Genomic DNA, 24,793 nt, shown 5'->3' on the forward strand with positions numbered 1-24,793 from the left:
CTGCCTGTTCTAAAAATGGATCGCCCCGCTGCTTGCGCCCAAAAAGGCCTCCATCAGGGTTTCCGAAAGCGTCGGATGCGCATGGATCGTGCTTCCCGCTGCTTGCGCAGTCGCCTCGCAGCGCATTGCCATCACAGCCTCCTCGATCAGGCTGGACGCTTCCGCGCCAATGATGTGAACGCCCAGTATTTCGCCCCACCGCTCGTCTGTGATCACCTTCACGAATCCTTCCGTCTCGCCCAGCGTCAACGCTTTCCCATTTGCCGAATACGGGAATTTAAATGTTCTTACGGGCAGCCCCTTTTCCCTTGCCTGTGCTTCCGTCAGTCCAATGTACGCAATTTCAAGGTCCGTAAAAATACACGACGGGATTGCCTGGTCTTCCGTGTCCTGCCTGTCTGCAAACATATGCTCCGCCGCCAGGATTCCCTGCACGGATGCGGCATGGGCCAGTTGGAATTTCCCGTTGATATCGCCGATTGCGTAAATGTAGTCCGCGCTCGTACGCATCATATCGTCCACAACCACATAGCCTTTCCGGTTCCGTTCCAGCTTAAGCCCTTCAACTGCGCCTGTCTCCGGTTTTCTTCCTACCGCTTCAAGCACCGCATTACAACGGATCGTTTCTCCGTTTGACAGCCGGACTATGTAATCTTTGTTTTCCTGCGTAATATCCTCGCAGGTTGTCCCTGTCAGTATCCTTACGCCTTTAGCCTCCATTTTCCTGTGAAGTTCAGCCGCTACTTCCTCGTCGGTCATCGGCAGTATTTGCGGCAGAAGCTCTACAATCGTCACCTCTACACCAAATGAATTCATAATTCCTGCCATCTCGCAGCCAATCACCCCGCCTCCTATGATTACCATGGATTCCGGAAGTGCTTCCAGATCGAGCACGTCGTTTGTGTTCATGGGTTTCACCTGTGTTTTCAGCACAGATGCGGGTTTCGCCCCTGTTGCGAGCAGGATATAAGCGCATGTATACGCTTTTTCGTCCACCAACACCTCGTTAGGGTGTTTCACACTCGCGTTGCCCTTTAAAAGCGTGATGCTATTTTTTTTCAGGAGTCCGGCTACGCCTGCGACAAGCTTACTGACAATTTCGTTTTTGCGGGCACGGATCGCCTGCCAGCTAAAGCCGATGTGATCCCCTTTCAGCCCGAATTCTTCCGCCCGCTTCATGTCCTCATACCGTTTGGCGCTTGCATAATATGCCTTGGTAGGGATACAGCCACGATTAAGGCAGGTTCCCCCGACAGAATCTTTTTCCACTACCGCAACCTTTGCCCCAAGCTGCGCTGCCCGAATTGCAGCCACATAGCCGCCCGGCCCGGCCCCCACAACGATCAGGTCAAAATCAAAGTTTCCCGCCGGGCGCTCTGTTTTCCCAGTTTTATTTGCAGGTTTTGGCTTGGGCGTTTCCGTAACAACAGGTATCTCTTTTGCTTTCTCAGCCTGTTTCGCCGGTTCCTGCGGGGCAGGACGCTCCGGAATTTCTTCCCCTTCCGCGCCGATAAACGCAACCGGCTCGTTTACCGGAACCGTACTTCCTTCCCCATAATATATTTTCAGCAATGTTCCGGAATACAGGCTGTCCACCTCAAGCGAAGTTTTATCCGTTTCCGTCTCAAAAATGTAATCCCCTTTTTCTACCTGTGCGCCCTCCTGCGCCAACCAACGAATAATCTTTCCTTCCGTCATCGTCATACCAAGCTTTGGCATTGCAACAAAATTTCCCATGTCAGTTCCTTTCCTTCAATCCTTCAGGATGCTCCAAAATTTCTTTCAGGCCCCTCAAAAACCGTTCGCCCGTCGTTCCGTCGATATGCCTGTGATCCAGCGTCAGGCTCAGCCCCAGCATTGGACGGATACCGATATCCGTACCGATTGCAACAGGTTTATTGGTCATATTCCCAACCCCTAGTATCGCGCTTTCCGGCTGGTTGATAATCGGCGTAAAATACTGTACGGGCGTTCGTCCGTAATTCGATATCGAAAATGTTCCTCCCGTATATTCATCCGGCTTCAGCTTTCCTGCCCGGGCACGCGCCACAAGGTCGTCACGCTGCCTTGTAATTTCCTCGAGCGACAGCATATGCGCGTTTTTGATATTGGGAACAATAAGCCCATTCTCTCCAAGCGAAACCGCAAGCCCAATATTGATCTCGCCCTTCACTAGAACGTGGTCGTCCATAAAGTATGCGTTCAGCAATGGATTTTTCTGCAAGGAAAGCGCACAGGCCCTGATAAACAAATCGGAAAACGTTGGCTTAATTCCAGTGCTCTCCACGCACTCCGCAGTGTATTCGCGCATCAGCGCTTTCAGGCTGGAACACTCTGCCTCGCCCATAATGGTATACTGCGCCGCCGTTGAAAGACTTTCGCACATGCGCGCCGCTATCGTTTTGCGCATACCATCGAGAGGAATGATCCTGTCTTCGCCCAGCCGCGCTTTATACGCCAGTACATCTTCCTTGCGAACTATGCCTTCTGCCGTTTCCACAGCTTCGATATCCATCCCCAAATGCCCCGCAACCGCGCGGGCAAGGAATGTAACCCTTCCGCCTTTCATTGCCAGCACATCGGATAGCTGCACATATCCGCCAATTCCCGTACCCCTGACTTTCGCAAGGTCTATTTTTCTTTCCCGCGCCGCCCTTCGCGCCGCAGGCGTGGACTTGATGCTTGCCATATTCGCGTCCCCCTATTTCAATAACTCTTTTGCAGCTTGGTAAATCGTATCTGCCTGCGGCACCACCATAGACTCAAGCTGCGGCGAATACGGAATCGGCATATCTGCGCCGCCAAACCGCCTGATGGGCCTGTCGAGGTAAAAGAACGCGTCACTGTCCGACAGCATAGCGGAAATTTCAGCTCCTACGCCAAATTTTTCTACGCTTTCGTGCGTAACCAGCACCCTTCCTGTTTTTTTCGCCGATGCAATCAGCGTATCCCGATCGATTGGCGAGAGCGTCCGCAGGTCTATAACCTCCGCATCTATCCCGTCCTTCTCGAGCATTTTTGCCGCTTCGAGCGTTTTCAGTAATGTCAGCGAATAGCTGATCATCGTAATATCCCCGCCTTCGCGCTTGACGTCTGCTTTTCCAATGGGAAGCGTATATTCTTCCTCAGGTACTTCACCCTTCGTGCCATATAACAGCTTATGCTCGTAAAACAGCACCGGATTGTCTTCACGGATTGCCGCCTTCAGCAGTCCCTTCACGTCATATGGGGTGGAAGGCATTACAACCTTAAGCCCCGGCACGTGGCAAAACCATGCTTCCAGAGACTGTGAGTGTTGTGCCGCAGCTCCGGTTCCGCTGCCCGCAGGCGTACGCACCACAAGCGGCATCTTTACCTGCCCGCCAAGCATAAACCGCTGCTTTGCAGCCTGGTTGCAAATAGGATCCATCGCCACTGTTACAAAGTCAGAAAACATATATTCCACAACCGGCCTGTAGCCCGCCATCGCTGCGCCCACCGCGACAGAGGTAAACCCGCCTTCGGAAATCGGCGTATCCATCACCCGCTCTTCCCCAAACTCATCCAGAAACCCGCGTGTCACGCCAAAGCACCCGCCATATACGCCCATATCTTCGCCCAGCAGAAATACCTTTTCATCCCTGCGCATTTCTTCCCGCAAAGCGTCGGATACGCTTTGTAAAAATGTCATTTCCATCGTATTCCTCCCGTTCATGCAAAAATCAGTTCTTTTGCTTCGTCAAGGCTCAGTGTTTCCGCATTCTGTGCGTATTCCACAGCCTCTTCACATTCCTGCTCGATCCCGCTGCGGATTGCCGCCAGTTCCTCTTCCGTGAAGCCGTTTTCCAGCATATAAGCTCCAAAGGATTTGATCGCGTCCCTCGCCTTCCATTCCGCTTCCTCTTCACGTGTCCGGTATGCGCGTTTATCGCTCTTGGAGTGTCCAAGGTAGCGGTACGTTTTTGCTTCGATCAGCGTAGGCCCTTCCCCTCTGCGCGCACGCTCCGCCGCTTCGGCCACAGCGTCCATCACAGCAAGCACATCCATTCCGTCTACGATTACGCCCGGGATGCCATAAGCTTTTGCCCGTGTTGCAATATCTTCAACCGATACGCTCTTTGAAACCGGCGTGGACATTCCATACAGATTATTTTCGCAAAAATAGACAATCGGTAATTTCCAAAGCGCCGCCATATTGAGCGCCTCGTGGAACATCCCTGAATTTGTCGTTCCGTCCCCAAAGAAATCCAGGATTACCTTGTTGCTCTTATCTTTTTTGATTGCAAGCGCAATACCCGTTGCAATCGGTATTGCCGGTCCAATGATTCCATTCGCGCCAAAATTGCCCACCGATATATCCACAATGTGCATCGAACCGCCGAGGCCCTTGCAAAAGCCGTCCTTTTTTCCAAGCAGCTCGCACATCATACGCTTCAAGTCCGCTCCCTTTGCAATACAGTGCGAATGCCCCCTGTGGCAGCTCATGATGTAATCATCCGGGCGGATCGCGTTAACCGCTCCCGCCGCCGTGGCTTCCTGCCCCACGGAAAGATGCGTTGTACCGTGGATCAACCCCTTCATAAACATCTCGTTTACGCGTTCTTCGAACGTACGCGCACTATACATCTGATAATAGATCTTTTGCATTTGCTCTCTTGTTAATTCCATTTTTTCACCTGCTTCTCAAAAATGATTGGTTGCATTTCGTTTGTTTACATTTGTAAACTATTTTATCTTTTGTAACCTTTACTGCTACTATAACGCCAAGCAGGTTTTCTGTCAATAACCTTTTTTGGAATCCTCTCGTTTGTTGTGTGATAAATCATTGATAAAAGCTTTTATACAGGAAAAAATGCAAATAAAAATTCCTCCGTATTGCAAAACCGAATGACGGAGGACGGAAAATTTACAAAGGATTTGACATTCCAATCAAAAACAATTATGATTATAGTAGTAGTTTACAAAAATTATATTACTTTTATTATGTAAAAATTAGGAGAGCACATAAATATGCCACTTTCTTCTGAAGAACGGTATTATATCAAGCTGAAGGCTTCGTATTTATACTATAAAGAAAACAAAACGCAGGCGGAAATCGCCGAGCTGTTCCATATTTCCAGACCAACGCTCATAAAGCTGCTCAATGATGCACGCAAAGAAGGCATCGTAACGATTGAAATCCATGATATCCGTATGGGCAGCCAATATATCGAGCTGGAGCAGGAGTTATGTAAAAAGCTGGGTTTGAAGGATGTTAAAATCGTAGGCGTGGGAAGCGCTTCACAGGAAGCGGTTAACAGCAGTATCGGCGAAGCGGCGGCGGCTTATTTTGTGAATGCGCTCAGCTCCGGCATGACCATTGGCATTGGCTGGGGCAATACCCTGCAAACCATGGCAAACTTTATGCGTCCCGATCTTTCGGTCAAAGGCCTGGACATTATTCCCCTCCTCGGCGGATTGCGCAGCACCGGCAGCGACAGCTACACCATGTTTGCCAATTCCCTGTGCGAAACCGTAGCTTCCCGTTTTCAGGACGCCTCCGTTTCCATGCTGTATACGCCTCTCATCGCCCAGGACCGTAAAATTGCGAAAACGCTTCTCGCCTCCGAGGATGTAACCTCCATATTTGATAAAATGAAACATCTGGATATCGCAATCGTGGGAATTGACGGAGATCCCGCTCATTCCACAACTGTAAAGCTTGAAAAAAACCTGCAGTCTATTTACTATGAATTGCAGCAAAAGCAATATGTGGGAAATATCTGTTCCCGTTTTTACAATCTAAAAGGGGAGCTTGCAACGCTCAGCCTTGAGGAGAACATTATTGCCGTCTCCCCGGAAAACCTTCGGAATACCCCGACAGTCATCGGCGCGGCAGGAGGAGAATATAAAGTTCCATCCATCATCGGCGCGGCACGCGCAAAGCTGTTCAACATTCTCATCACAGATGAATATACCGCCAAAAAGCTGGTGGAATATCCTGCGGAATAAAAACGGCCTTACCTGTTATTTTTATTTGTCATGCTGTATGAGTGCAATGCGGACTCCGTTTGGATCTGCAATAAAAGCCATACTGCCCACAAGTGTCCTGACAGGCTCCATCGTAACCGTTACTCCCCTGTTTCGAAGCTCGTCCAACGTTTGCGGCAAATCGTCCACATTCATGCCCACAGAATAAAGCCCGGTTTCATACGCGCTGTTTTCGATCAGCTCAACCATTGCATCCCCTTTTCCGCGCATGAGGGTAATTCTCCCTCCCGGTGGAGGATTATACTGGCTGTCTACTTCAAAGCCCATAATATCCCTGTAAAAACCAACCGACTCATCCATGTCTTTCACAATCATAGTTGTGTATTTGATTTCAATGTCCATGCTTTTTACTCCTTTTCAAGACAGGCCTCACGTTTGTAAAGCGATATCATCCATGCTTTACAGCATTATTATACCATGAATACAGGTTGTGTTGTTATTGCGTTACGTTCCTGCAAGATTGATCAATATCCCCCCTGTTACCACAAGCGCCAATCCACCCACAACAGCCTTCATCTCTTTTTTCGTTTTTTTCTCACCGAGCAGGAATATGCTCCCGAGCGTTGCGATTACTACATTCATTTGCGACAGGGTGAAACCGATCGCAACACCGTTGCGGGCGGTTGACAGCAGGTAAGTGAGCGCCCCAATAGAAAAAACAAGCCCTGGCAATATATTTTTGTAAGACGATTTTTGCCCAAGCGCACTGCCCCTTGTCATAAAAAGCGAAAAAATAACGGATGCGGAAAACATACCGACTGCCTGAGGCAAAAATTCCGCCCAGCCATTTGCGCTGACAAAACGGGGAAAACCGGAATACCCTACGTATCCGACCGCCGAAACCAGCAAGACGATAACCGCCTTTTTCATGTTGGCGTTGTCGTTCTTTTTCTTGTTTTCCTGATAAGATGTGATAATTACGCCGACGATTACAATCGTAACAGAAGCGAAGCCGATCAGCTTTGATTGTGCCGATGCCCACTCGCCAAACGCGATTACGCCAAGCAGGGATGTGCCAAGAAGCTGCATCCCGGTAGAAAGCGGCATTGCTTTTGAGACGCCTATTTCCGTATATGCAGTATATTGCAGCATTTGTCCAAACGCCCAGAACGCACCGGAAATAAAACAAAATAAAAAAACGGTGCCGGAAGCCGACTGACCGCTGGCAGCCTGCACAATCAGGGCGACGAGCAACGCGCCCAGCGTCGTGCCAAGTATCTGGTTAATGGGCTTTCCCCCCAGCTTGCTCACTGCAAGGGGCAGCAATCCCCAACTGACCGCCGGTATCAATCCGATCAGGATGTCCATTCCTATCCTCCAATGCAAACTCTATGATTAGATGTCTCGAATCTGTTTTATATATACGATAATATAAACCAAAGGAAATCGAAGAAATCAATGATGAATAAGAAAGCAGTTGTAACGGGTGGGAGCAATGGAATCGGTCTGGGCATTGTGCGTTGCCTTGCGGAAAGCGGGTATGATATTGCGCTCAGCTATCATTCATATCGCGAAGGCGCCGAAGCGATTCAGTCCGAGGTTCGGGAGCATTATGGACGCGAATGCCATATCATGCAGGCCAATTACGTGGAGGATGGAGCCGGAAAACGTTTTTTTGCCCAAGCCGTAACAGCTCTTGGCAACATCGATCTCTTGGTAAATAATGCCGGGATCACACGGTTCGAAAGCATATTTGACCTTACGGAAGAAACGATGGACACGGTCCTGAAGGTTGATTTTCGTAATTATATGATACTCATGCGCGAGGCCTGCCTTTTTATGCGTAAAAAAGGCGTTTGCGGAAGCATTGTCAATATTACTTCCACACGCGGGGAACGCGCCTATCCGAAAGATGCGGTCTATGGGGGCGTAAAGGCCGCTCTTAACCGCGCCCTCCAGTCAGTTGCACTTGACGCAGCCCCATATGGCATCAGGGTAAACGGCGTTGCGCCCGGGGCGACGCGTGTAAACAGCAAAGCGGAAATTGAAGCAAAAGGACAGCCAGACTATCTTGAAGAATTATCCAAAGAGATTCCACTGCGAAGGCCGGGGATGCCTGAGGATATCGGTCAGGCCGTCGTGTGGCTTGCATCGGATAAAGCCTCCTATGTGACGGGCGTCACGCTGCGCGTAGACGGCGGTTTGATATTGCCCGGGCCTCCCGAAGCCCCGCACTAAAATAACGATTTGTTCCTCTTTTATCTACTGTATACAAAAAAGCCATAACCGCCGATTCCTGGCGGTCATGGCCCGTATGCTATCCTATAAAATAATTGCCGTTAGTTTACATATTTCCTGCTGCCGTCCAAATATCTTAAATATGCGTTCCCGCATTCATCCGCACAGGCGACAGGTATTCCGCGTGCAATCCTTTTCAAAACAGCGCTTCTCTCATCCATCTCGTTTTGTCTGTCTGCGCCGTCCTCGCCTGATTTCAATTTAAATTTCATCTGTTCCACCATCGCTATCGCCTCCCCGGAGTCATCATTATACTACTCTTGACTCAAAGCTGCAATCATATTTTTTCAAATATTGACCATGCCGCCTTATTTGCTTTTATTCCCGTCAATCGCCTCACATAATGTTGCATGCAACAGTTTTACATCGATTGGTTTTGCGATATGTGCCGTCATACCTGCGTCAACGGATTCCTGCACATCCTCGGCAAAAGCGTTTGCAGTCATCGCTATGATTGGTATTGTGCCCGCGTCATTACGCTGCATCCTTCGTATCGTCCGGGTTGCTTCATAGCCGTTCATTTCCGGCATACGGATATCCATCAAAATAGCGTCATAGGTTCCCGGCTGCGCTTTGCCGAATTCCTCTACCGCCTGCAGGCCGTTCGCCTTTGCCACTGCTTCTGCCCCAAACATCCTGAGTATCCCGCATACAATTTCCGTATTGAGTTTATTGTCCTCCGCAATAAGGAAGCGCCGTCCCGCCAGGCTTTCTTCCGCTCGTGCCGAGGCACTTAACGTTTCTTTTTTATCTTCTGCTCCGCACCCCTTTTGAGCCTCCTCAAATTCCAGCTCCACACAGAAAGAAGAACCTTCCCCAATCCGGCTTTCAACAGAAATCGTTCCACCCATGAGCTCCACCAGCCCTTTTGTAATACTGAGTCCAAGGCCTGTCCCCTCAATCTCCTCCACCTTGTCTCCGCGTGTAAAGGGATCAAATATATGCAGAAGCGTTTCCTCTTCCATGCCAATCCCTGTGTCGCTGACCGTGAACCTGTAACGAAATCTTTTTTTATCAGGATCGAACCCTGCTTCCTCCGCCAGAAAATCGATCCGCCCTCCCTCCGGCGTGAATTTAACGGCATTGCTCAGTATATTGATCAATATTTGATTGATACGCAAAGCGTCTCCGCAAAAATACTTGTGCTCGATGCCTTCCGCGTGGATATCAAGCCTTATCCCCGCCTGCTCCGCCTGCGGGCCTATCATACCGGAAATCTGCTCCAATAATTCCGGAAGCACGATCGCCGTTTTGTTCAATGTGATTTGCGAACGCTCTATCTTGCTCATGTCCAGAATATCATTGATGAGGCTCAGCAGATGGTTGGATGAAACCGATATTTTTTTCAGGCAATCCGCAACCTTTTCCTTATCGTCAAGATGCGCTGTCGCAAGCGTCGTCATTCCCATGATCGCATTCATTGGCGTACGGATATCATGGCTCATGGCAGAAAGAAAATCACTCTTTGCGCGGTTTGCTTTTTTAGCGAGCACCAGAGCTTTTTCCAGAGCATCCTTTGTTTCCCGCTCCGTAGCCAGCATATCGGTTACATCCGCCCGTACTATGCACACCGTCCTGTGGTTCTCGTCTCCCCACAGTACGTTAACCTGCTTATACCGAAGATCTCCGTCCTTACAGTATGGAAATACAAAGTCATATCCCGCCGGCCTTTCTTCCAGCCGGCTAAGCATCGTTTCCAAACTGAATTGCTTCTTTACTTCGTCTTTTTCTTCCTCCAGCCCATAATACTCTGAAAAGCTTTCAACCGAAACATCAAAATCCTCAGCCGAAAAAGGCGCCAGGTTTTCCAGAACCGTCTGTCTGGTATAAATTGTCAGATTACCGCCGTTTCTGTCGATGAATGCCGCAAGCTCAAAGGTATAGGCAATCATATTAAGCAACCCCTGCTGCTCCCTGACAGAATCTGTAATATCCGAGCGCATGAGGCAAATACGGCCAAGCCGGAGATCAACCGCCGAGACCGTCATATTTTTGGTAAGGATATCCCCTTTCTCACTTACAATAGAATACGGAAAGGAGTATGTGCCCTCTTTTTCGAGACGGGCAAGCATATATTCCTCACTCAGCATTTGCTCTGCGCGTTTTTTATCTTTTGAAATCACCTGTTCCTTGAGCATATGCTCAATCTTTTCAGAATGCCTTCCGCTCTTCTCCGGAAGGTCCGTAGCATCTTTGCCGCTGTTAAGAATCGTATACCGGTCCTCCGCCAAATCAACATCCACAACCAGATCGCAGCTGGCAACGGATAGCTGGTGCAGGATTCTATCGGTAATCGTCTGCTCCGTAATATCCGTTACTGTCAAAATACCCGTAATGTCGCCGGTATCAGGCGTCTCAACGAGATTCATCTCAAAGCGGATATAACGTCCGCGGGTTTCCTTCGGCAGCTTCACAAAGCAGTTCAAAACCTGCTCCGTATCACCCCGTTCAAACGCAGCCAGCGCCGGCGCATTCAGATATTTGCTTAAAAACATCTGCCGCTCTTCTTCCTCGACGATAAGGCTTGCAATCCCCTTGAAAAAATCCTCCCGGACCATCCCAAAGGTTTCCAGTAAATCGGAGCCTGTATGGTCAATAATCTCGTATATCCTGTTTTCTGTGATATTACAATGCCCAATCACCACCGCGTTAGCCCCCGGCGTACGGTAGTGCTGGACAATCAATTCGTTGTATTTCTGCCGGATACGTTCCTGCTCCTGCAGCTCTTTTGTCATATCGTGGTATACGGCGTAAAACTTGCGCTCCCCATCCCTGCTTTCAATCATCGTCAAAGTATTCTTAACCCATATGTAGCCTTCGTCGCCTCTTTTCAGCCGATATGTAATCTGGTACTGATTTTCTCCGCTTGCAATATACTCAGCGATTTTCGACGCAACGGTTTCCTTATCGTCCGGATGCACGCCGTCCATTGCGTTTCCTTCATATAACCGCCATGCTTCATCGATTGTCATATGCGTCATAGCGGCAAATCCGTCAGATAAATATTCCGGTGTCATCTTACCGTCTTCTTCAAAACGGACAACTGCAATCCCGCTTGGAAGATGCTTTACAATCGTTTGGAAATATTGCTCCAGACGTTCCTTTTCCCTTCGGGTATTCACCTCTTCCGTAATATCCCTGATATACTTGATGTATGCCGGAACTCCATCCCAGACAGTTTCCCTGAACCGCGTAGCATAGAACTGATTGGTGCCGGGAATACTCATTTCATGTTCTTTGCCGTCAGGCTGGTGATCCTTCAAAGTGCAAAATGAACACGGCGCGTCTTTGCCGTGCAGTACAGCATAACATTTTTCTCCCTTCCGGATGTTCCCCACCCGAGACATGTTTCTGGATTCATTGACATAAAGTAAATTGTAATTCTCTTTTCCAATCACATAAATCCCATCTGCAGAATCATTTGCAATTTCCCTGAATAACCTCGCTTCTTCCGGTATTTTTAACGACTCGTTTTCTTTTTCGCCGTCCGGTACAGCAAACATATATTCAATGCGCGCAGGCTTTCCGTTCCAGTCGATCAGCTTTCCGTTGAGACGAAAAGTTTGCTTCCCGCCGCAAAATAAAAAATCGCAGGTTGCAGATTTTTTATCGGTCATTTGCCCGGCATTACAAAAACCGCATGGCTTGTCATAGCCTGCCACATTGTAACAAAAACAATCGTCTTCCTCCCTGTTTTTCAGGAAAACTTCTTTTGCCAGCCTGTTTGCATACAGAAGCTTCCCGCCGTCCGCCTCACTGATAAAAACCGCAACCGGCGCACCATCCAGCATATCTGTGATTTGCTCCGCGCAAAACGCACGAAGTCTATCGCCCTGTGTCATATCCGCTCCCCTTTTTTCAAAGACTGCCGAAGCTTATCCACTTCATGAAATTCCGTTTTGACCGATTCATACAATACGTCGTAATCATTACGCTGTTCCCGCCTGCGAAGCGGATCAACCATATCACAAACCGCCTCATAAAGACGCTTTAACCCCATATTCCCCGCCACGCCCTTGAGCGTGTGCGCCGCTTCAAAAGCCATATCAAGATTTCCGGATTCAATCGCTTCACCCAAATTGGCAAGGTTGTCGTCGTCAAACAACATATCGAGAAATTCCCGGTATGTCTCCTCGCTCCCCATAAAACGTTCCATCGTGGTCTCATAATCTGCGCCATAGGCTTCAAATATTTCTTTGAAAGTTTGCATCGTCTCAGGCCTCGTTTTCAAATATAAAATCATAAAGTGTCTGGTACATCCTTTTGGGATCGATTGGCTTTGTCAGGTGGGCGTTCATTCCTGCGGCTTTGCTCTTCTCAATGTCGTCGTCAAACGCATTTGCCGTCATTGCAATAATAGGGATTGTCCTAGCATCGTCATTGCTCAGATGCCGGATATTGGCAGCAGCGGTCAGGCCGTCCATCACCGGCATTCGGATATCCATCAAAATCCCATCGTAATATCCGTTTGCAGATTTTCCAAAAATTTCCATCGCGCGCAGGCCGTTTTCCGCAGTGTCCACTGTAAAGCCTTTTCCTTCCAGAAGCTTTTTTGCCACTTCCGTATTCATAAAGTTATCTTCCACCAACAGCAACCGCTTTCCTGTAAAGTCATAATCGATTTCTTCTGCTTTTTTTATTTGTTCTTCTTTTTCTCCCAGCGCTTTTGTCAGCGCCGAGATAATCGACGTTTTAAACATCGGCTTACTCATCAGAAGGTTGACTCCCGCAAGCTTCGCCTCATGCTCGATTGCCGCCCAGTCATATGCCGTCATAATAATAATGGTAACCTCCGGTCCCACAATACTACGGATTCTCCGGGCTGTTTCAATTCCGTCCATTTCCGGCATCTTCCAGTCAATCAGTATCATATCAAAATATTTGCCCTCTGCAAACATTTTTTGTACCAGGCCAACGGCTTTATGCCCGCTGTCAACCCATTCGGCCTTAATCCCTATCTCATGAAGCGTGACGACTGCGCTTTCACAAATCGCCACATCGTCGTCCACTACCAGCGTTTTCAAATGCGTAAAATTATAATTTTGCTTTCTTTGGTTATGGCGCAGCTGTGCCTCTTTTGTAATGCCAAGCTTTACGTCCACGGTAAATTCCGTTCCGATTCCCTTGATGGAACGCGCCGAAATTTTACCATCCATCAAATCAACGATGTTTTTAGAAATCGCAAGCCCAAGGCCCGTTCCTCCAAACACAGCCGTCGCACCGTCCGATTCCTGTGAAAACGGCTCAAAAATATGAGGCAGGAAATCTTCGCTCATCCCCACGCCCGTATCGTTTATAATAAAACGCAAGGAAGCGTCTTTTTTGTTCTTATTGCGCTGCTCCGCAGAGAAGGTGACCTTTCCGCCTTCGCCCGTAAATTTGATTGCGTTGCTCAGGATATTGATAAGCACCTGCTGCAGCTTCATTGCATCTCCGATATAACAATCATCCAGCATCGGATCGACAATACATTCAAATTCCACATCCTTTGCCGCCGCCTGTCCAAAGCAGATCGAATTAATGCCGTTAAGGAATTCTTCGGTCGGAATTTCTTCATTTTTCAGTAGCATCTTTCCACTTTCAATCCGGCTCATATCAAGAATGTCATTGATAAGCGACAGCAGGAACCTTGAAGAAATCCCAATTTTTGAAATACAATCCTGCACCTGGGCGTCATCCCCAATCGATTGTGCGGCAATCGCGCTCATACCAATGATGGCGTTCATGGGCGTACGGATTTCGTGGCTCATGCGTGAAAGAAAATCCGATTTGGCTGCGTTGGCCTGTTCCGCGGCAATCAGCGCCGCAGCCAGTTCATCCTTCTGCCGTTGTTCCTTGTGTACCACATCAGTCACATCGTTCCTTGCCAGGCACACCCGCTTCAGTTCTTTGCTGATATAAAAAAGCTGATACCGCTTTACCCTCAATTCGTCTTTCGTATTTTTCATTTCCACAATAAAGGAATAAGTGTCATCGTCAGCTAACCGCTTTTGCATATAATCAAAATCCAGCTTATGTAAGTATTCGTTTCTGGCCTTATCGTCCATAAACCGGTCTGCGACAATACGTATTTCTTTTTGGAATATTCCCGGGTTTGGCACCGTATCCTTACACCTTTCGTCACATGAAACCGGGCGATGGGTTTGTTGCAGGATATCGATCTCCGTGATGATATCATAGTCCAGCTCCACAATCCGGTCCAAAAGCTGCTCCTGCAATTTTTGCTCTGTAATATCCAACGTATAGAAAAAAACGATGATATCGCCGGTTTCCGGATTCAGGCAGGAGCGCAGGCTGGTACTGCCCCAGAAGGTGCTGCCGTCATTGCGCCTTCTCAAAAACTCAAAATGATAATCAACATTTCCCATCGCATAATCTGCCAGCACCTTTTTCCTGTCCATAACGCTGCGGATTTCTTCCCCATATTCCGCATAAACGGCCGATGCCGCAAGGTTATCCACCGTTTTGTCAAAAGAATCCCCTACGCGCGCAACAGCAACGTTAGACGTACTCACATAATTTTCCATCCTGTTTTGCGTTACATTGATACGTCCCTGTATGGTCCCGTCGGCCGGAGCCAGTTCCGCGAAATAAGCCAGTTCCTTTTCGTAGAGGTCTTTTTCCCTCTCCTGCAACTGCTTTTCATCCGTAATATCCACAAAAACGCAGTAGAAATATTGCTCTTTACCTTTTTCCGTAAACAACTGCGCCTTAATTGAAACCCATTTGACGGTCCCGTCCTTGCAGATCAGCCTGTTTTCGTTTTGAATGGTGTTGCCATGTTCCAGCTGTGCGTTTAGCTTGCCGGGCATTTCAGCCATGTCCTGCGGACAGATCACAGCGGACATCTTGTTTCCCATTGCTGCAAATTCATCACGGGTATAGCCCAAAAATTCGAACAAACCATCGTTCGCGTCAATGACAGAAAAATGTTCGTCAAACCGGCAACGGAATACCGCGCCGGGAATGTTGTTATAAAGATTCAGCACCTCTTCGCGCGCAAGTTTTTGATCGGTTATATCAATGCAGACCGATATAATTGCATGCCTGCCATCCTCTGCCACGACCTGCCTGCCCGTATCGTGCACCCAGATGTAAGAACCGTCTTTTTTCTTCATCCGGTATTCCACGATATATTCCCCGCCCGCTTTCATCTGGCATGCAACGGAAGCGTCCACCAGGCTCCTGTCGTCAGGGTGCATACAATTTGAAACCATTCCGTCAATATCTGCAACAAATTCCGCTTCGTCATCATAGCCCAAATATTCGAGCATCTGGCGGTTGATAAAATAGAACGGAAACCCATCTTCAATATATCCACCCATCATTCCGCCGGGCAGGGAGTCGTAAAGCAGCTCCTGCCGCTGCCGCGCAATGTTCTCCATTACAAGCGTTTGCGGGTAATGCTCACTCCCCTTCTGGCTGCTGCTTGGTTCCGCAAAATGAAGGTTTCGAATCAGCCAGTCGTCATTTTTTTCCTGAACCATCGTAAAAAAACCACGCAGGTGCCATGCGTAAAGAGTATTTTTTAATATCATCTCAATCGATATATAGCAAATACGATCAGAAATTTTCTGCTCACGGACAAACGAAAATTTACAGGCAAACGGCTCCGAAATCTCACGGATGTCGTTGCCTATATATTCGATCATCTCATCCCTTCCCCAGGCAAATTCGTTTTCGCCGGTGCCTACAAAATTAATACCGTCAGATAAAAATCCGACGGCTGCTTCTGCATCCCTCCGTTCAAACCAACTGCCGCAGAATTCGCGCACAACCTCTCTTGCCGTCCCCGTCTTCTCCATCCGCTTATCCTTCCCACAGGCAACAATCACCTTTATAACCGCTCTTCGCACGATACAAAGCCTGGTCTGCCCCGTCAATGATTTCTTCCATCGAATCTCCCGCATTCCAAATGGCTATCCCTGCCGTACAGGATGCCGGAATGCCTTTTACAAAACAGTTATCCTGAAAGGTCCGGCAAATCTCCCGGCCTTTTTTCAGCATATCCTGTTCCGATTTAATCTGTTTCATTACAACAATAAATTCATCCCCGCCATAACGTGCCAAAACATCGTTCTCCCGCGTATGGGATTGCAGGAAGGCGCCAAATTGCTGAATAATACGATCCCCTTCCAAATGTCCGTACGTATCGTTAACCTGTTTTAAATGATCCAGGTCAAACAGATAAACCGCCAAAGGCGTCTTCTCTTTTTTCATGGAATTAATTGCAAAATCCATACCCCGCCTGTTCAAGAGTCCCGTTAAATAATCACGGTACGCCTCTTTTTCCAGCACCCCTTCGCGATCCTGCGACGCCGCTATTTCGATCATGCGCATAATTCGGTTTGAAAGTCCCCTTAAAGAGTGCGGTTTTCCTGCAAAATCATCAGCGCCATAGCTCAGCGCCTTTTCCTCCAGTTGTTCGTCCTGTGGTCCTGTTGCAATGACAGGAACATCGCAAATCGCTTTTTCCTTTTGCAACGCGCTCAGAACAGAAGCGCCTCCGCAATCCGCAAGCGTCATGCTCACGACGGCTACCACGATTTTATAACCATATCGCCCTATGTAATCCAATGCGCTTTTGGCATCCGGCGCTTCCAATACTTCAAAATGATCTTCAAAGTTTTTTCGCACGGCATTGCGGTATTGTTGATCTTCATCCGCAATCAGAAGGAGTTTTTTTCCATATATCCCGGGGCCTGCATCTGCCTTTTCCTGCACAGCTATCTGCTGCTTTTTGAGCAACGCTTCAAATTCGTTGCATGGCATTGGTTTTGCAAAAAGATATCCCTGGACAAAATCACATCCAATATCTCTCAGGCGCTCCAGCTGTTCTTTTGTCTCAACGCCTTCCGCCACAACGCTAAGATCCATCCAGCGGGCAAGGCCGATAATAAAGCGTAAAATCCCTTCATTCACCGGTTTTGCCGTTTCACTTTGTATGAATTTCATATCCAGCTTCAAAATATCAAGCGGCATCTTATTTAGCATATTCAGAGAAGAATAACCGCTTCCAAAATCGTCCATTTCAATGATAAAGCCAAGCTCGCGAAGGTGCCGCACCGTATTGATGATCTGGTTTGGATCTTCCGTGTAAGCGCTTTCCGTGATTTCCAGATGAATGCGCGAAGGATGCAATCCATATTTTCGTACGGTTTTCACTAAAAAGTCGGTAAGGTCGGCATTGTAGATATCGGCGCGTGATACGTTTACAGAAATGGCAAACGGCGGGATCCCCCTGTCCTCCCATTCCCTTAGGATAGAGCAGGTTTTGTCCCACACAAATTGATCCAGCTTTGTTATAAAGCCATTTTTTTCAAACAATGGAATAAATTCAGCGGGAGATTGAAATCCCCATAGTGGATGATTCCATCGCACCAGTGCCTCCGCGCCCGCCAGTTCTCCGTCCCTTACCCTGTATTTAGGCTGCAGGTATATTTCGAATTGTTCCTCTTCAAGTGCCGATTCCATAATATCGGCGATCGCCTGTTCGTGAAGCAGCGCGCTGCGAAGCTCGTCGTCATAAATAGCAAAATATTTTCCATACTGGCCCTTAATACTGCGTGCAGCCAATAGCGCACGGTCACACATCTGTTCCACAGAAATTGTTTCGTCTTCTATGGGATAGATCCCCCACTTCATTACAATATTTTTTGTGTTCGATAGGGTACATATCTGTGCGCTGGCTTCGATAAACATCTCATCCGCATAGTTTGACTGACGCTCCAGCAGGCATGCAAACTGGTCTGCGTTAAACCGTCCGCAAATTCCCCTGTCATCCACAATGCTCGTATAAACGCCCGCAATTACCTTTAAAAGGCTGTCGCCCGCCTGGGTTCCAAACACATCGTTGATCAGTTTAAAGTTCTCAATATCCGAGCAAATGATGTCATATTTTTTTCCCGGATTCCGAATGAGTATATCTTTTGCACGTTTATAAAAAAATTCCTTACCGAAAAGCCCCGTGAGCCTGTCAAACTGGAATTGGTTTATCATAGCTGCAGTTTCGCGCAGATTAATAATGCTTGCCACCCTGTGGCGAATCACCTGGGGCCTGTATGGCTTAACCACAAAATCGGTCGCGCCGTTTGATAAAGCCGCAACCTCGTCCGTCTCACCGTCATTTTGCGTCGTAACAATAACCGGAATGGAAGAATATAAAGGATCAGCCTTCATAATTGAAAGAAACGTATATCCGTCCATGACAGGCATAACGATATCAAGCAGGATCAAAGAAATATCTTCATGATGTTTTTTGAGAACCTCCAGTGCCGCCTGTCCGTTTTCCGCTTCCAGCACCTGGTATTCGGATGATAAAATCCGTTTCAAAATCATCCGGTTCATTTGGTTATCTTCCACAATTAAAATTTTCTTTTGTGAAAACATCGCGCTATCGTTTTTGTCCTGCATATACCTTCCCTGCCATACAAATTCTATATTTTTACCATCAAGTATTATTTTGCTGTAATAAAATCCCTGAATTCTGTAAATCATCTGTTACATGGCACCTGAAAAGGAACAGCGGAAATGCCCACATAACTCTGTCCATATATGTTCAATTTTATCATAGGTGCAAATGTTTCGCAATTCTTTTGCCCTTTTATACGCACCATTTTAATGGGTACAGGCATTTTTCAAATACAAAAAGCCGGATTGTTCCGGCTTTTATTTTACAGACCTCTTTATACTTACGTGATTTTGCTTTTACAGCCCCTTTTACATGGGCTGCCAAAACACCCGCATGTTTGTAAGGTGAATGCAGTACACATATTTTGTCTTTTTTTCCAAATGGTTTTAGTCAACAAAAAAAGCGGTCCAAAGGGATCGCTTTTTTCTCCTGATTCAGACTGCCTTTAACGTTACTTCAATATTACCCCGCGTTGCCTTGGAATACGGACAAACCTCATGCGCTTTTTCCAGGAGTTCCTGCGTTTTTTCCGGGGACTGCCCTTCTATATGTCCCTCGATATCTGCGCCGATCATATAGTCAAACGGTTCTTTTTCATATAGGGAAACGACGATAGCAACCGTGCTTTTCGCATTGATCCCTGCCTTTTGCATCACAAGCTCCAGCGCACTGTTAAAGCAGGCGCTGTAGCCTGCCGCAAATAATTGTTCCGGATTTGTCGCTCCCGCATTGCCACTGCCCGGCGCTGCAATTTTCAAATCAAGCGAGTGGTCTTCCGAAAAAACCTCTCCTGTGCGTCCTCCGGTGTTTGTCATTTTAACAGAATAAATTTTTTTCATGATCATAATTCCTTTCCTGATTGGTATTTTTTATCGGTATGGTTTCACTTGAATTAGTAATACCCAGAATCGGAATCCATCAAACGCTTTCATAAAAAATCCGGCGCTACAATTTACAGGTCGGCCCCTATCTGTTTTTACTCAAAAGCTTTCGCCACATCACGAAGGCCTTCCACAATTTCCAGGTGCTGCGGGCACTGGCGTTCGCAGTTTTTGCAGCCAATACAATCGGATGCTTTTCCATGCGTCTTCGTATAGTTTTCATAATACACGCCCTGAACCGAAAATCCCTTGGGTTTTGCCTGCTTTTCCAGATTATACAATGAAAAATATGCCGGAATCGGAATATTCCCTGGACATCCCTCAACGCAATATCCACAGCCAGTGCACGGTATTGCAATCGTTGAATTAATCTCGCTGACCGCCTGCTTTATAATAGCGCGCTCTTCTGCATTAAGCGGAGCAAATTTTTCCATATATGAAGTATTATCCAAAAGCTGCGCCAGATTGCTCATACCGCTTAAAACAGTGAGAATCCCCTGGTTACTCGCGGCAAACCGTACCGCCCATGACGCTGCGGACATATGAGGCGCATAATTCCTGAACAGATTTTCCACTTTTGGCGGTACCTTGGCAAGCGTGCCGCCCTTCACAGGCTCCATCACAATGATTTCCTTTCCATGCCTTCGCGCGGCGTCATAGCATTTGCGGGACTGTATGCTTTCATTCTCCCAATCCAGATAATTGATTTGAAGTTGTACGACGTCAACCTCCGGATGATCGGTTAATATCTTTTCCAGGAGGTCTGCATTGTCATGATAAGAAAATCCAATCTTACGGATCTTGCCAGCCGCTTTTTTCTTTTTGATGAATCCAAAGCTATCAAACTTCTGTGCAATTTCGTAATGCAGAACGTTCAGGTTATGCAACAAATAATAATCAAAATATTCCACCCCACATTTTTCAAGCTGCTCAGAAAAAATTCTGTCCATATCTTCGGCTTTTTCCAAAAACATAGTTGGCATTTTTGAAGTCAATGTAAAGCTTTCCCGCGGATAGCGTTTTACAAGAGCCTCCCTCGCCACTATTTCACTTGTAAACTCATGATACATATACGCTGTATCAAAATACGTAAATCCCCGTGAAATAAACTCGTCCACCATGAACCTGACCTGCTCCATATCTACGCTTTTTTTGTCATTTTCATCCAAAAGCGGGAGCCTCATCAGGCCAAACCCCAATTTTTTTATCTCCATATCTTACCCTCTTTTCAGTTTCATCGTATCTTCTACCACTTCAGCATAATACCTGAAGTGGACTCCAAGTCAAGCCTTTTACAAAAAATTTACTACTTTGTTTACATAGATTGGTAGATTGTCAGTCACGTTTCTATAAAAAACAACCGCATTTCGCGGTTGTTTTTTATAACTCACCATAATCCGGCATCCCAAACCGTTTGCGATAAAGATTTTTTCAGCTGCTCGATGAAAAATTCCTTGATAAACTGCATTACCCTATACTGAATGTCGCTTGCACACTTCCCCCGCCAAGCGCTTCCGTAAGGCCGGATGTATTTTCCATATAACCAAGCCGCGTATAGCTGTATGAAGTTGAAAAACTCTCATAAAACAGCACCAGGCAATCAGAGCCGTAAAGCATCAAATCGCCTGCCTGTATGGTGGCCGGCTGCTCAGCTTCAGTCGGCAGTCCATCGGAAAGGTAGTTAAACTTTTCGTTGCCGTTCAGCTCGTCCATCTCCAGAGTCAGCGGCAGCCGCTCTGCAAAGGCCCGCGCCGTTTCATTGTCATACAAACGCACTATAAAGGTATGTTCGCCTATTGTCATTTGCATATCCAGCTGATCGATTTTTTCCTCCGCTCGCCCCTGCTCTGTCTGTGACGTGCCCGGCTGTTCCGTTGAGGTTCCCCGCGTTGTTTGCACAGAAGGGATAGCCTGCGCTTGGGCAGCCTGCGACATTGTCGCTACAGTGCTGCCGCATGCTGCCAATGAAAATATCAGCCATATTCCGCATAATAAAACCGTAATTTTTTTCGTCATTTATTTCTACCTGCCGTAAAACACCTTAAGCCATTTTGCCCGTCTCATAGCCCGCCTCCTGCGCCCCTCATATGAAAGCGTCCGCAAGCAACTCCGAATTTCCGCCCTTACGCGGGCTTGTGGAAATCACCAAAATATGTTTCTCATGGTTTCGATTCCTTTCAAATTTTCCTGATTATTCTTGCAGGAACTCCGCCTGCAAGCACGTGATCCGGAACATTCCTCGTAACCACCGCGCCCGCGGCAATGACAGAACCGTCGCCAATCGTCACGCCGGGCGTGACCGTGGTATTGGATCCGATCCATACGTCCTTTCCGATCACGATGGGCGCGGGATACATATCCCTGCGCTTTTGGGGATCAAGATCATGATTGAGCGTTGCCAGCACGACATTATGCCCAATCATAGTGTTATCTCCCACTGTGATGCCACCCTGATCCTGGAAATGACATCCGGCATTGATAAACACATTTTTGCCAAGCCGTATATTTTTGCCGCAATCCGTGTAAAACGGCGGAAATAGTCCAAACGTTTTATCTACAGGCCTCCCTGTCAATTCCGAAAACAACGCTTGAATCTCGTCCATTTCATGATACGAGCCGTTCAGCTCTGCTGTGATGCGGCGCGCCTCCCTGTTTAATTGCTGCATACAGTCATGCTCTTCCGATCCGCCCTTTACAAAAAGCCCGCGGTTCATGTGATCTAAAAATTCATTCTGGTTCATTTTATATACCCTTCAATTTGTCCCATTACCATCTTGTCTGGATAAAGGCAGTCATCCCGATTGCTCCACAGATATTCTTTGCATACCAAAATTGGTATTTCCATTGAAACGTACTGCCGTATCGTTCAATGTTATTGTGCTCCTTAAGCTGCGGTTCCCATTCACAAAAATATATCGTGAATGATTAAACGCACATTGTTAAAAAACGCCTGCTCTCGCCCAAACCTGCTTCACGTATTTCCTTTTCTTATCCCAATCAAAACACGCATTACACCGTACTGTTTCAGTCCTGCTTCGTCATATGCTGTTTTGAAGGATTTCGACAATTTCGCCATGGTTGAGCTCCTTATATCCTCCCTGCATTACAAAAGTACTGTCTGCAATATCCTCCAGCATATTCTGTGTAACACCCAATTCGCTGATGTTCATAACAAGTCCCAGCTCTTTCATATAAGACTCCATGCGCCCAAGGCCTTCATCGGCAATCTGCCTGTCCGTTTTTCCCTGCGGGACTACATCCCAAACATTAATTGCGTATTTTTTGAATTTTTCAAGTCCATACGGAGCGATAAACCTGTAATATGCCATGGATACGGCGGAAAGCGTCATGCCGTGAGTCGCATCGGTATATGCGCCGATTGCCTGGCCGATCATGTGCACCATCCAGTCGGTAGATTTTCCCTTTGCGACCAATGTGTTGAGCGCCCAGGTCGCAGTCCACATGATATTGCTGCGCGCTTCATAGTCCATTGGGTTCTTAAGCGCAATCCGCGAAGAGTGTATCAGCGAGCGGAGTAATCCTTCCATGATGTAATCGGAGGTATTGTCATCCTCACCAGAAAAATATTGTTCCAGTATATGCGACATAATATCGAAAAAACCAGCCACCATCTGGTATTTTGGAATAGAAAACGTTAATACAGGGTTCAATATCGAAAACTTCGGAAACACATTTTCCCCAAACACATGCCCTATCTTTTTCTTCTGCGTATGATTGGTGATAACTGAACCGCCATTCATTTCAGAGCCGGTCCCCACCATCGTGAGAACACACCCTACCGGAATAATCCGGTTATCCACATCCTCCATGCGCAGATAATATTTATCCCATGGATCCTCCTCGCAGTAAGCGGAAACGCTAACCGCCTTTGCGTAGTCGCATACGGAACCGCCGCCCACCGCAAGGATTAAATCCACCTCGTTTTTCCGTGCAATTTTGCATCCCTCGTATAATTTTTCCACCGTTGGATTTGGCATAACGCCCGCATCTTCATAGATAATTTTTTCTTCTGCCTTCAATATTCCCACTACTTCATCGTAGATACCATTACGCTTAATAGAGCCGCCGCCATAGACCAGCATGACTCTTTTTCCGTATTGCCGAAGCTCATCATGCAGAGCCTGGATCGATTGTTCTCCAAAATGCAATTTGGTTGGGTTGCAATAACTAAAATTTCCTAACATCGCCATCATTCCTTTCTGTGTTTGTTTCAAACATATTTTCATATTAGCACCCTGATTTTAAAATGAAAAATACTTATATCAAATACACATCCATGCTTGACAGGCATATTAGTTCAATGCTATTTTATTATCAGGAGGGTAAACAATGGAAATCAGAGTGTTGCAATATTTTCTGGCAGTCGCCCGGGAGCAAAATATCTCGGCCGCAGCGGAATCTTTACACTTATCCCAGCCTACTCTTTCAAGGCAGTTGAAGGACATGGAAAATGAGCTGGGAAAACAGCTCTTTATCCGCGGCAACCGAAAAATCACATTAACCGAGGAAGGAATGCTCCTTCAAAAACGCGCCGAAGAAATCATTGATCTTGTGAAGAAAACAGAAAACGAGCTTATGGTTTCAGATGGCGTTGTCGCCGGTGATATTTATATTGGCGCAGGCGAAACCGACGCCATCCGATTGATTGCAAAGGCGGCGCGGAACCTGCAAGACAGGTATCCGCAGGTTTGTTTTCACATTCTGAGTGGCAATGCGGAATTTGTGATGGAGCGTCTTGATAAAGGCCTCATCGATTTCGGGCTTATCTTTGCTCCTGCCGACCGATCCAAACATGACTATTTTGCTGTTCCCGCCAAGGATTTATGGGGCGTATTGATGCGGCGGGATTCCCCCCTTGCGAAGATGGATTCAATTCGCCCGCAGGATTTGTACGGGAAGCCGTTGATCGTCTCTGCGCAAAGAAGCAGCGATGAATTGTCTGTCTTTGTGAAGTCCGGATACGTTGTGGCGACCTATAATCTGATCTACAATGCGTCCCGCATGGTAGACGAAGGTATGGGATATGCAATTACTTTCGATAAATTGATCAATACCAGCGGTAACAGCAATCTTTGTTTTGTACCGCTTTCTCCAAAAATTGAGGCCGGGATGAATTTTATCTGGAAACGGTATCAGGTTTTTTCAAAAGCGGCAACGCTTTTTTTACAGGAACTCCAAAAAATAATTGGCGAATAAAGTACAGTACAGGTCTGACTCTGGCAAATTGTCAGTT

The 24,793-nt window shown here is 47.2% G+C and carries 20 protein-coding genes and 1 pseudogene; 3 read left to right on the forward strand and 18 right to left on the reverse strand.

Features of this window, described 5'->3' with window-relative positions:
* Window positions 1-9: 9 nt before the first annotated feature.
* Genes lpdA through CHK_RS04845 form a run of 4 tightly spaced genes read right to left on the reverse strand, consistent with a single transcriptional unit; the run spans window position 10 to window position 4,647 of the window.
* On the reverse strand, window positions 10-1,737 hold the full coding sequence (gene lpdA, locus CHK_RS04830) for a dihydrolipoyl dehydrogenase (protein ID WP_046442903.1): 1,728 nt from the start codon (window positions 1,735-1,737) through the stop codon (window positions 10-12).
* Between the two features lies 1 nt (window position 1,738).
* On the reverse strand, window positions 1,739-2,689 hold the full coding sequence (locus tag CHK_RS04835) for a dihydrolipoamide acetyltransferase family protein (protein ID WP_052740339.1): 951 nt from the start codon (window positions 2,687-2,689) through the stop codon (window positions 1,739-1,741).
* 12 nt (window positions 2,690-2,701) lie between these two features.
* Window positions 2,702-3,676 carry an alpha-ketoacid dehydrogenase subunit beta gene (locus tag CHK_RS04840; protein WP_131924824.1) on the reverse strand — a complete coding sequence of 325 codons (975 nt, stop codon included), beginning with the start codon at window positions 3,674-3,676 and terminating at the stop codon, window positions 2,702-2,704.
* Between the two features lie 14 nt (window positions 3,677-3,690).
* Window positions 3,691-4,647 (reverse strand): thiamine pyrophosphate-dependent dehydrogenase E1 component subunit alpha, encoded by a 957-nt coding sequence (locus tag CHK_RS04845; RefSeq protein ID WP_046442905.1) that lies wholly within the window; start codon window positions 4,645-4,647, stop codon window positions 3,691-3,693.
* A 342-nt stretch (window positions 4,648-4,989) separates the two neighbouring features.
* On the opposite strand from CHK_RS04845, the gene CHK_RS04850 reads away from it, so the two are divergent.
* Window positions 4,990-5,970: a sugar-binding transcriptional regulator gene (locus CHK_RS04850; RefSeq protein WP_046442906.1), complete on the forward strand. Its 981-nt coding sequence runs from the start codon at window positions 4,990-4,992 to the stop codon at window positions 5,968-5,970.
* 21 nt (window positions 5,971-5,991) lie between these two features.
* On the opposite strand, the gene CHK_RS04855 is transcribed toward CHK_RS04850, so the two are convergent.
* Window positions 5,992-6,351 carry a VOC family protein gene (locus CHK_RS04855; protein ID WP_200896519.1) on the reverse strand — a complete coding sequence of 120 codons (360 nt, stop codon included), beginning with the start codon at window positions 6,349-6,351 and terminating at the stop codon, window positions 5,992-5,994.
* A 102-nt stretch (window positions 6,352-6,453) separates the two neighbouring features.
* Window positions 6,454-7,317 (reverse strand): GRP family sugar transporter, encoded by an 864-nt coding sequence (locus tag CHK_RS04860; RefSeq protein WP_046442907.1) that lies wholly within the window; start codon window positions 7,315-7,317, stop codon window positions 6,454-6,456.
* A gap of 90 nt (window positions 7,318-7,407) precedes the next feature.
* Here CHK_RS04860 and CHK_RS04865 point away from each other — a divergent pair, with 90 nt between their 5' ends.
* Window positions 7,408-8,187, forward strand: coding sequence for an SDR family NAD(P)-dependent oxidoreductase (locus CHK_RS04865; protein WP_046442908.1), 780 nt, complete (start codon window positions 7,408-7,410; stop codon window positions 8,185-8,187).
* A gap of 101 nt (window positions 8,188-8,288) precedes the next feature.
* Here the strand turns inward: CHK_RS04865 and CHK_RS04870 are convergent, their stop codons facing one another.
* From CHK_RS04870 to CHK_RS04915, 12 genes and pseudogenes are all read right to left on the reverse strand, one after another.
* Window positions 8,289-8,471 (reverse strand): hypothetical protein, encoded by a 183-nt coding sequence (locus CHK_RS04870; RefSeq protein WP_046442909.1) that lies wholly within the window; start codon window positions 8,469-8,471, stop codon window positions 8,289-8,291.
* A gap of 84 nt (window positions 8,472-8,555) precedes the next feature.
* A complete protein-coding gene (locus CHK_RS04875; protein ID WP_046442910.1) occupies window positions 8,556-12,089 on the reverse strand; it encodes a PAS domain-containing hybrid sensor histidine kinase/response regulator in 3,534 nt (1,177 codons plus the stop codon).
* Window positions 12,086-12,457, reverse strand: coding sequence for an Hpt domain-containing protein (locus CHK_RS04880; RefSeq protein WP_046442911.1), 372 nt, complete (start codon window positions 12,455-12,457; stop codon window positions 12,086-12,088). The genes CHK_RS04875 and CHK_RS04880 overlap by 4 nt, the downstream gene beginning before the upstream one ends.
* Window positions 12,458-12,461: 4 nt before the next feature.
* The gene (locus CHK_RS04885) at window positions 12,462-16,052 is read right to left on the reverse strand and encodes a response regulator (RefSeq protein WP_046442912.1); all 3,591 of its coding nucleotides are present in this window, start codon (window positions 16,050-16,052) and stop codon (window positions 12,462-12,464) included.
* A gap of 4 nt (window positions 16,053-16,056) precedes the next feature.
* Window positions 16,057-18,636, reverse strand: a complete 2,580-nt coding sequence (locus CHK_RS04890) for an EAL domain-containing protein (RefSeq protein WP_046442946.1) — start codon at window positions 18,634-18,636, stop codon at window positions 16,057-16,059.
* A gap of 456 nt (window positions 18,637-19,092) precedes the next feature.
* Entirely contained in the window at window positions 19,093-19,497 is a 405-nt protein-coding gene (locus tag CHK_RS04895; RefSeq protein WP_046442947.1) for an organic hydroperoxide resistance protein, read from the reverse strand.
* 137 nt (window positions 19,498-19,634) lie between these two features.
* Window positions 19,635-20,753 (reverse strand): aldo/keto reductase, encoded by a 1,119-nt coding sequence (locus CHK_RS04900; RefSeq protein ID WP_046442913.1) that lies wholly within the window; start codon window positions 20,751-20,753, stop codon window positions 19,635-19,637.
* Window positions 20,754-21,006: 253 nt separating this feature from the next.
* Window positions 21,007-21,555, reverse strand: a complete 549-nt coding sequence (locus tag CHK_RS16895) for a cyclophilin-like fold protein (RefSeq protein ID WP_235843831.1) — start codon at window positions 21,553-21,555, stop codon at window positions 21,007-21,009.
* Window positions 21,556-21,625: 70 nt separating this feature from the next.
* A pseudogene (locus tag CHK_RS17145) lies at window positions 21,626-21,691 on the reverse strand (flavodoxin family protein); the annotation flags it as partial.
* A 25-nt stretch (window positions 21,692-21,716) separates the two neighbouring features.
* Window positions 21,717-22,280, reverse strand: a complete 564-nt coding sequence (locus CHK_RS04910; protein WP_046442914.1) for a sugar O-acetyltransferase — start codon at window positions 22,278-22,280, stop codon at window positions 21,717-21,719.
* A gap of 25 nt (window positions 22,281-22,305) precedes the next feature.
* Window positions 22,306-22,455 carry a DUF3737 family protein gene (locus tag CHK_RS17150; protein WP_131924830.1) on the reverse strand — a complete coding sequence of 50 codons (150 nt, stop codon included), beginning with the start codon at window positions 22,453-22,455 and terminating at the stop codon, window positions 22,306-22,308.
* Between the two features lie 122 nt (window positions 22,456-22,577).
* Window positions 22,578-23,744: an iron-containing alcohol dehydrogenase gene (locus CHK_RS04915; protein WP_046442949.1), complete on the reverse strand. Its 1,167-nt coding sequence runs from the start codon at window positions 23,742-23,744 to the stop codon at window positions 22,578-22,580.
* A 145-nt stretch (window positions 23,745-23,889) separates the two neighbouring features.
* Between CHK_RS04915 and CHK_RS04920 the strand changes: the two genes are divergently transcribed.
* The gene (locus CHK_RS04920) at window positions 23,890-24,756 is read left to right on the forward strand and encodes a LysR family transcriptional regulator (RefSeq protein ID WP_046442915.1); all 867 of its coding nucleotides are present in this window, start codon (window positions 23,890-23,892) and stop codon (window positions 24,754-24,756) included.
* Window positions 24,757-24,793: the final 37 nt, after the last annotated feature.

The sequence above is a fragment of the Christensenella hongkongensis genome (assembly GCF_000981035.1).
GTDB classification, from domain to species: Bacteria; Bacillota; Clostridia; order Christensenellales; family Christensenellaceae; genus Christensenella; species Christensenella hongkongensis.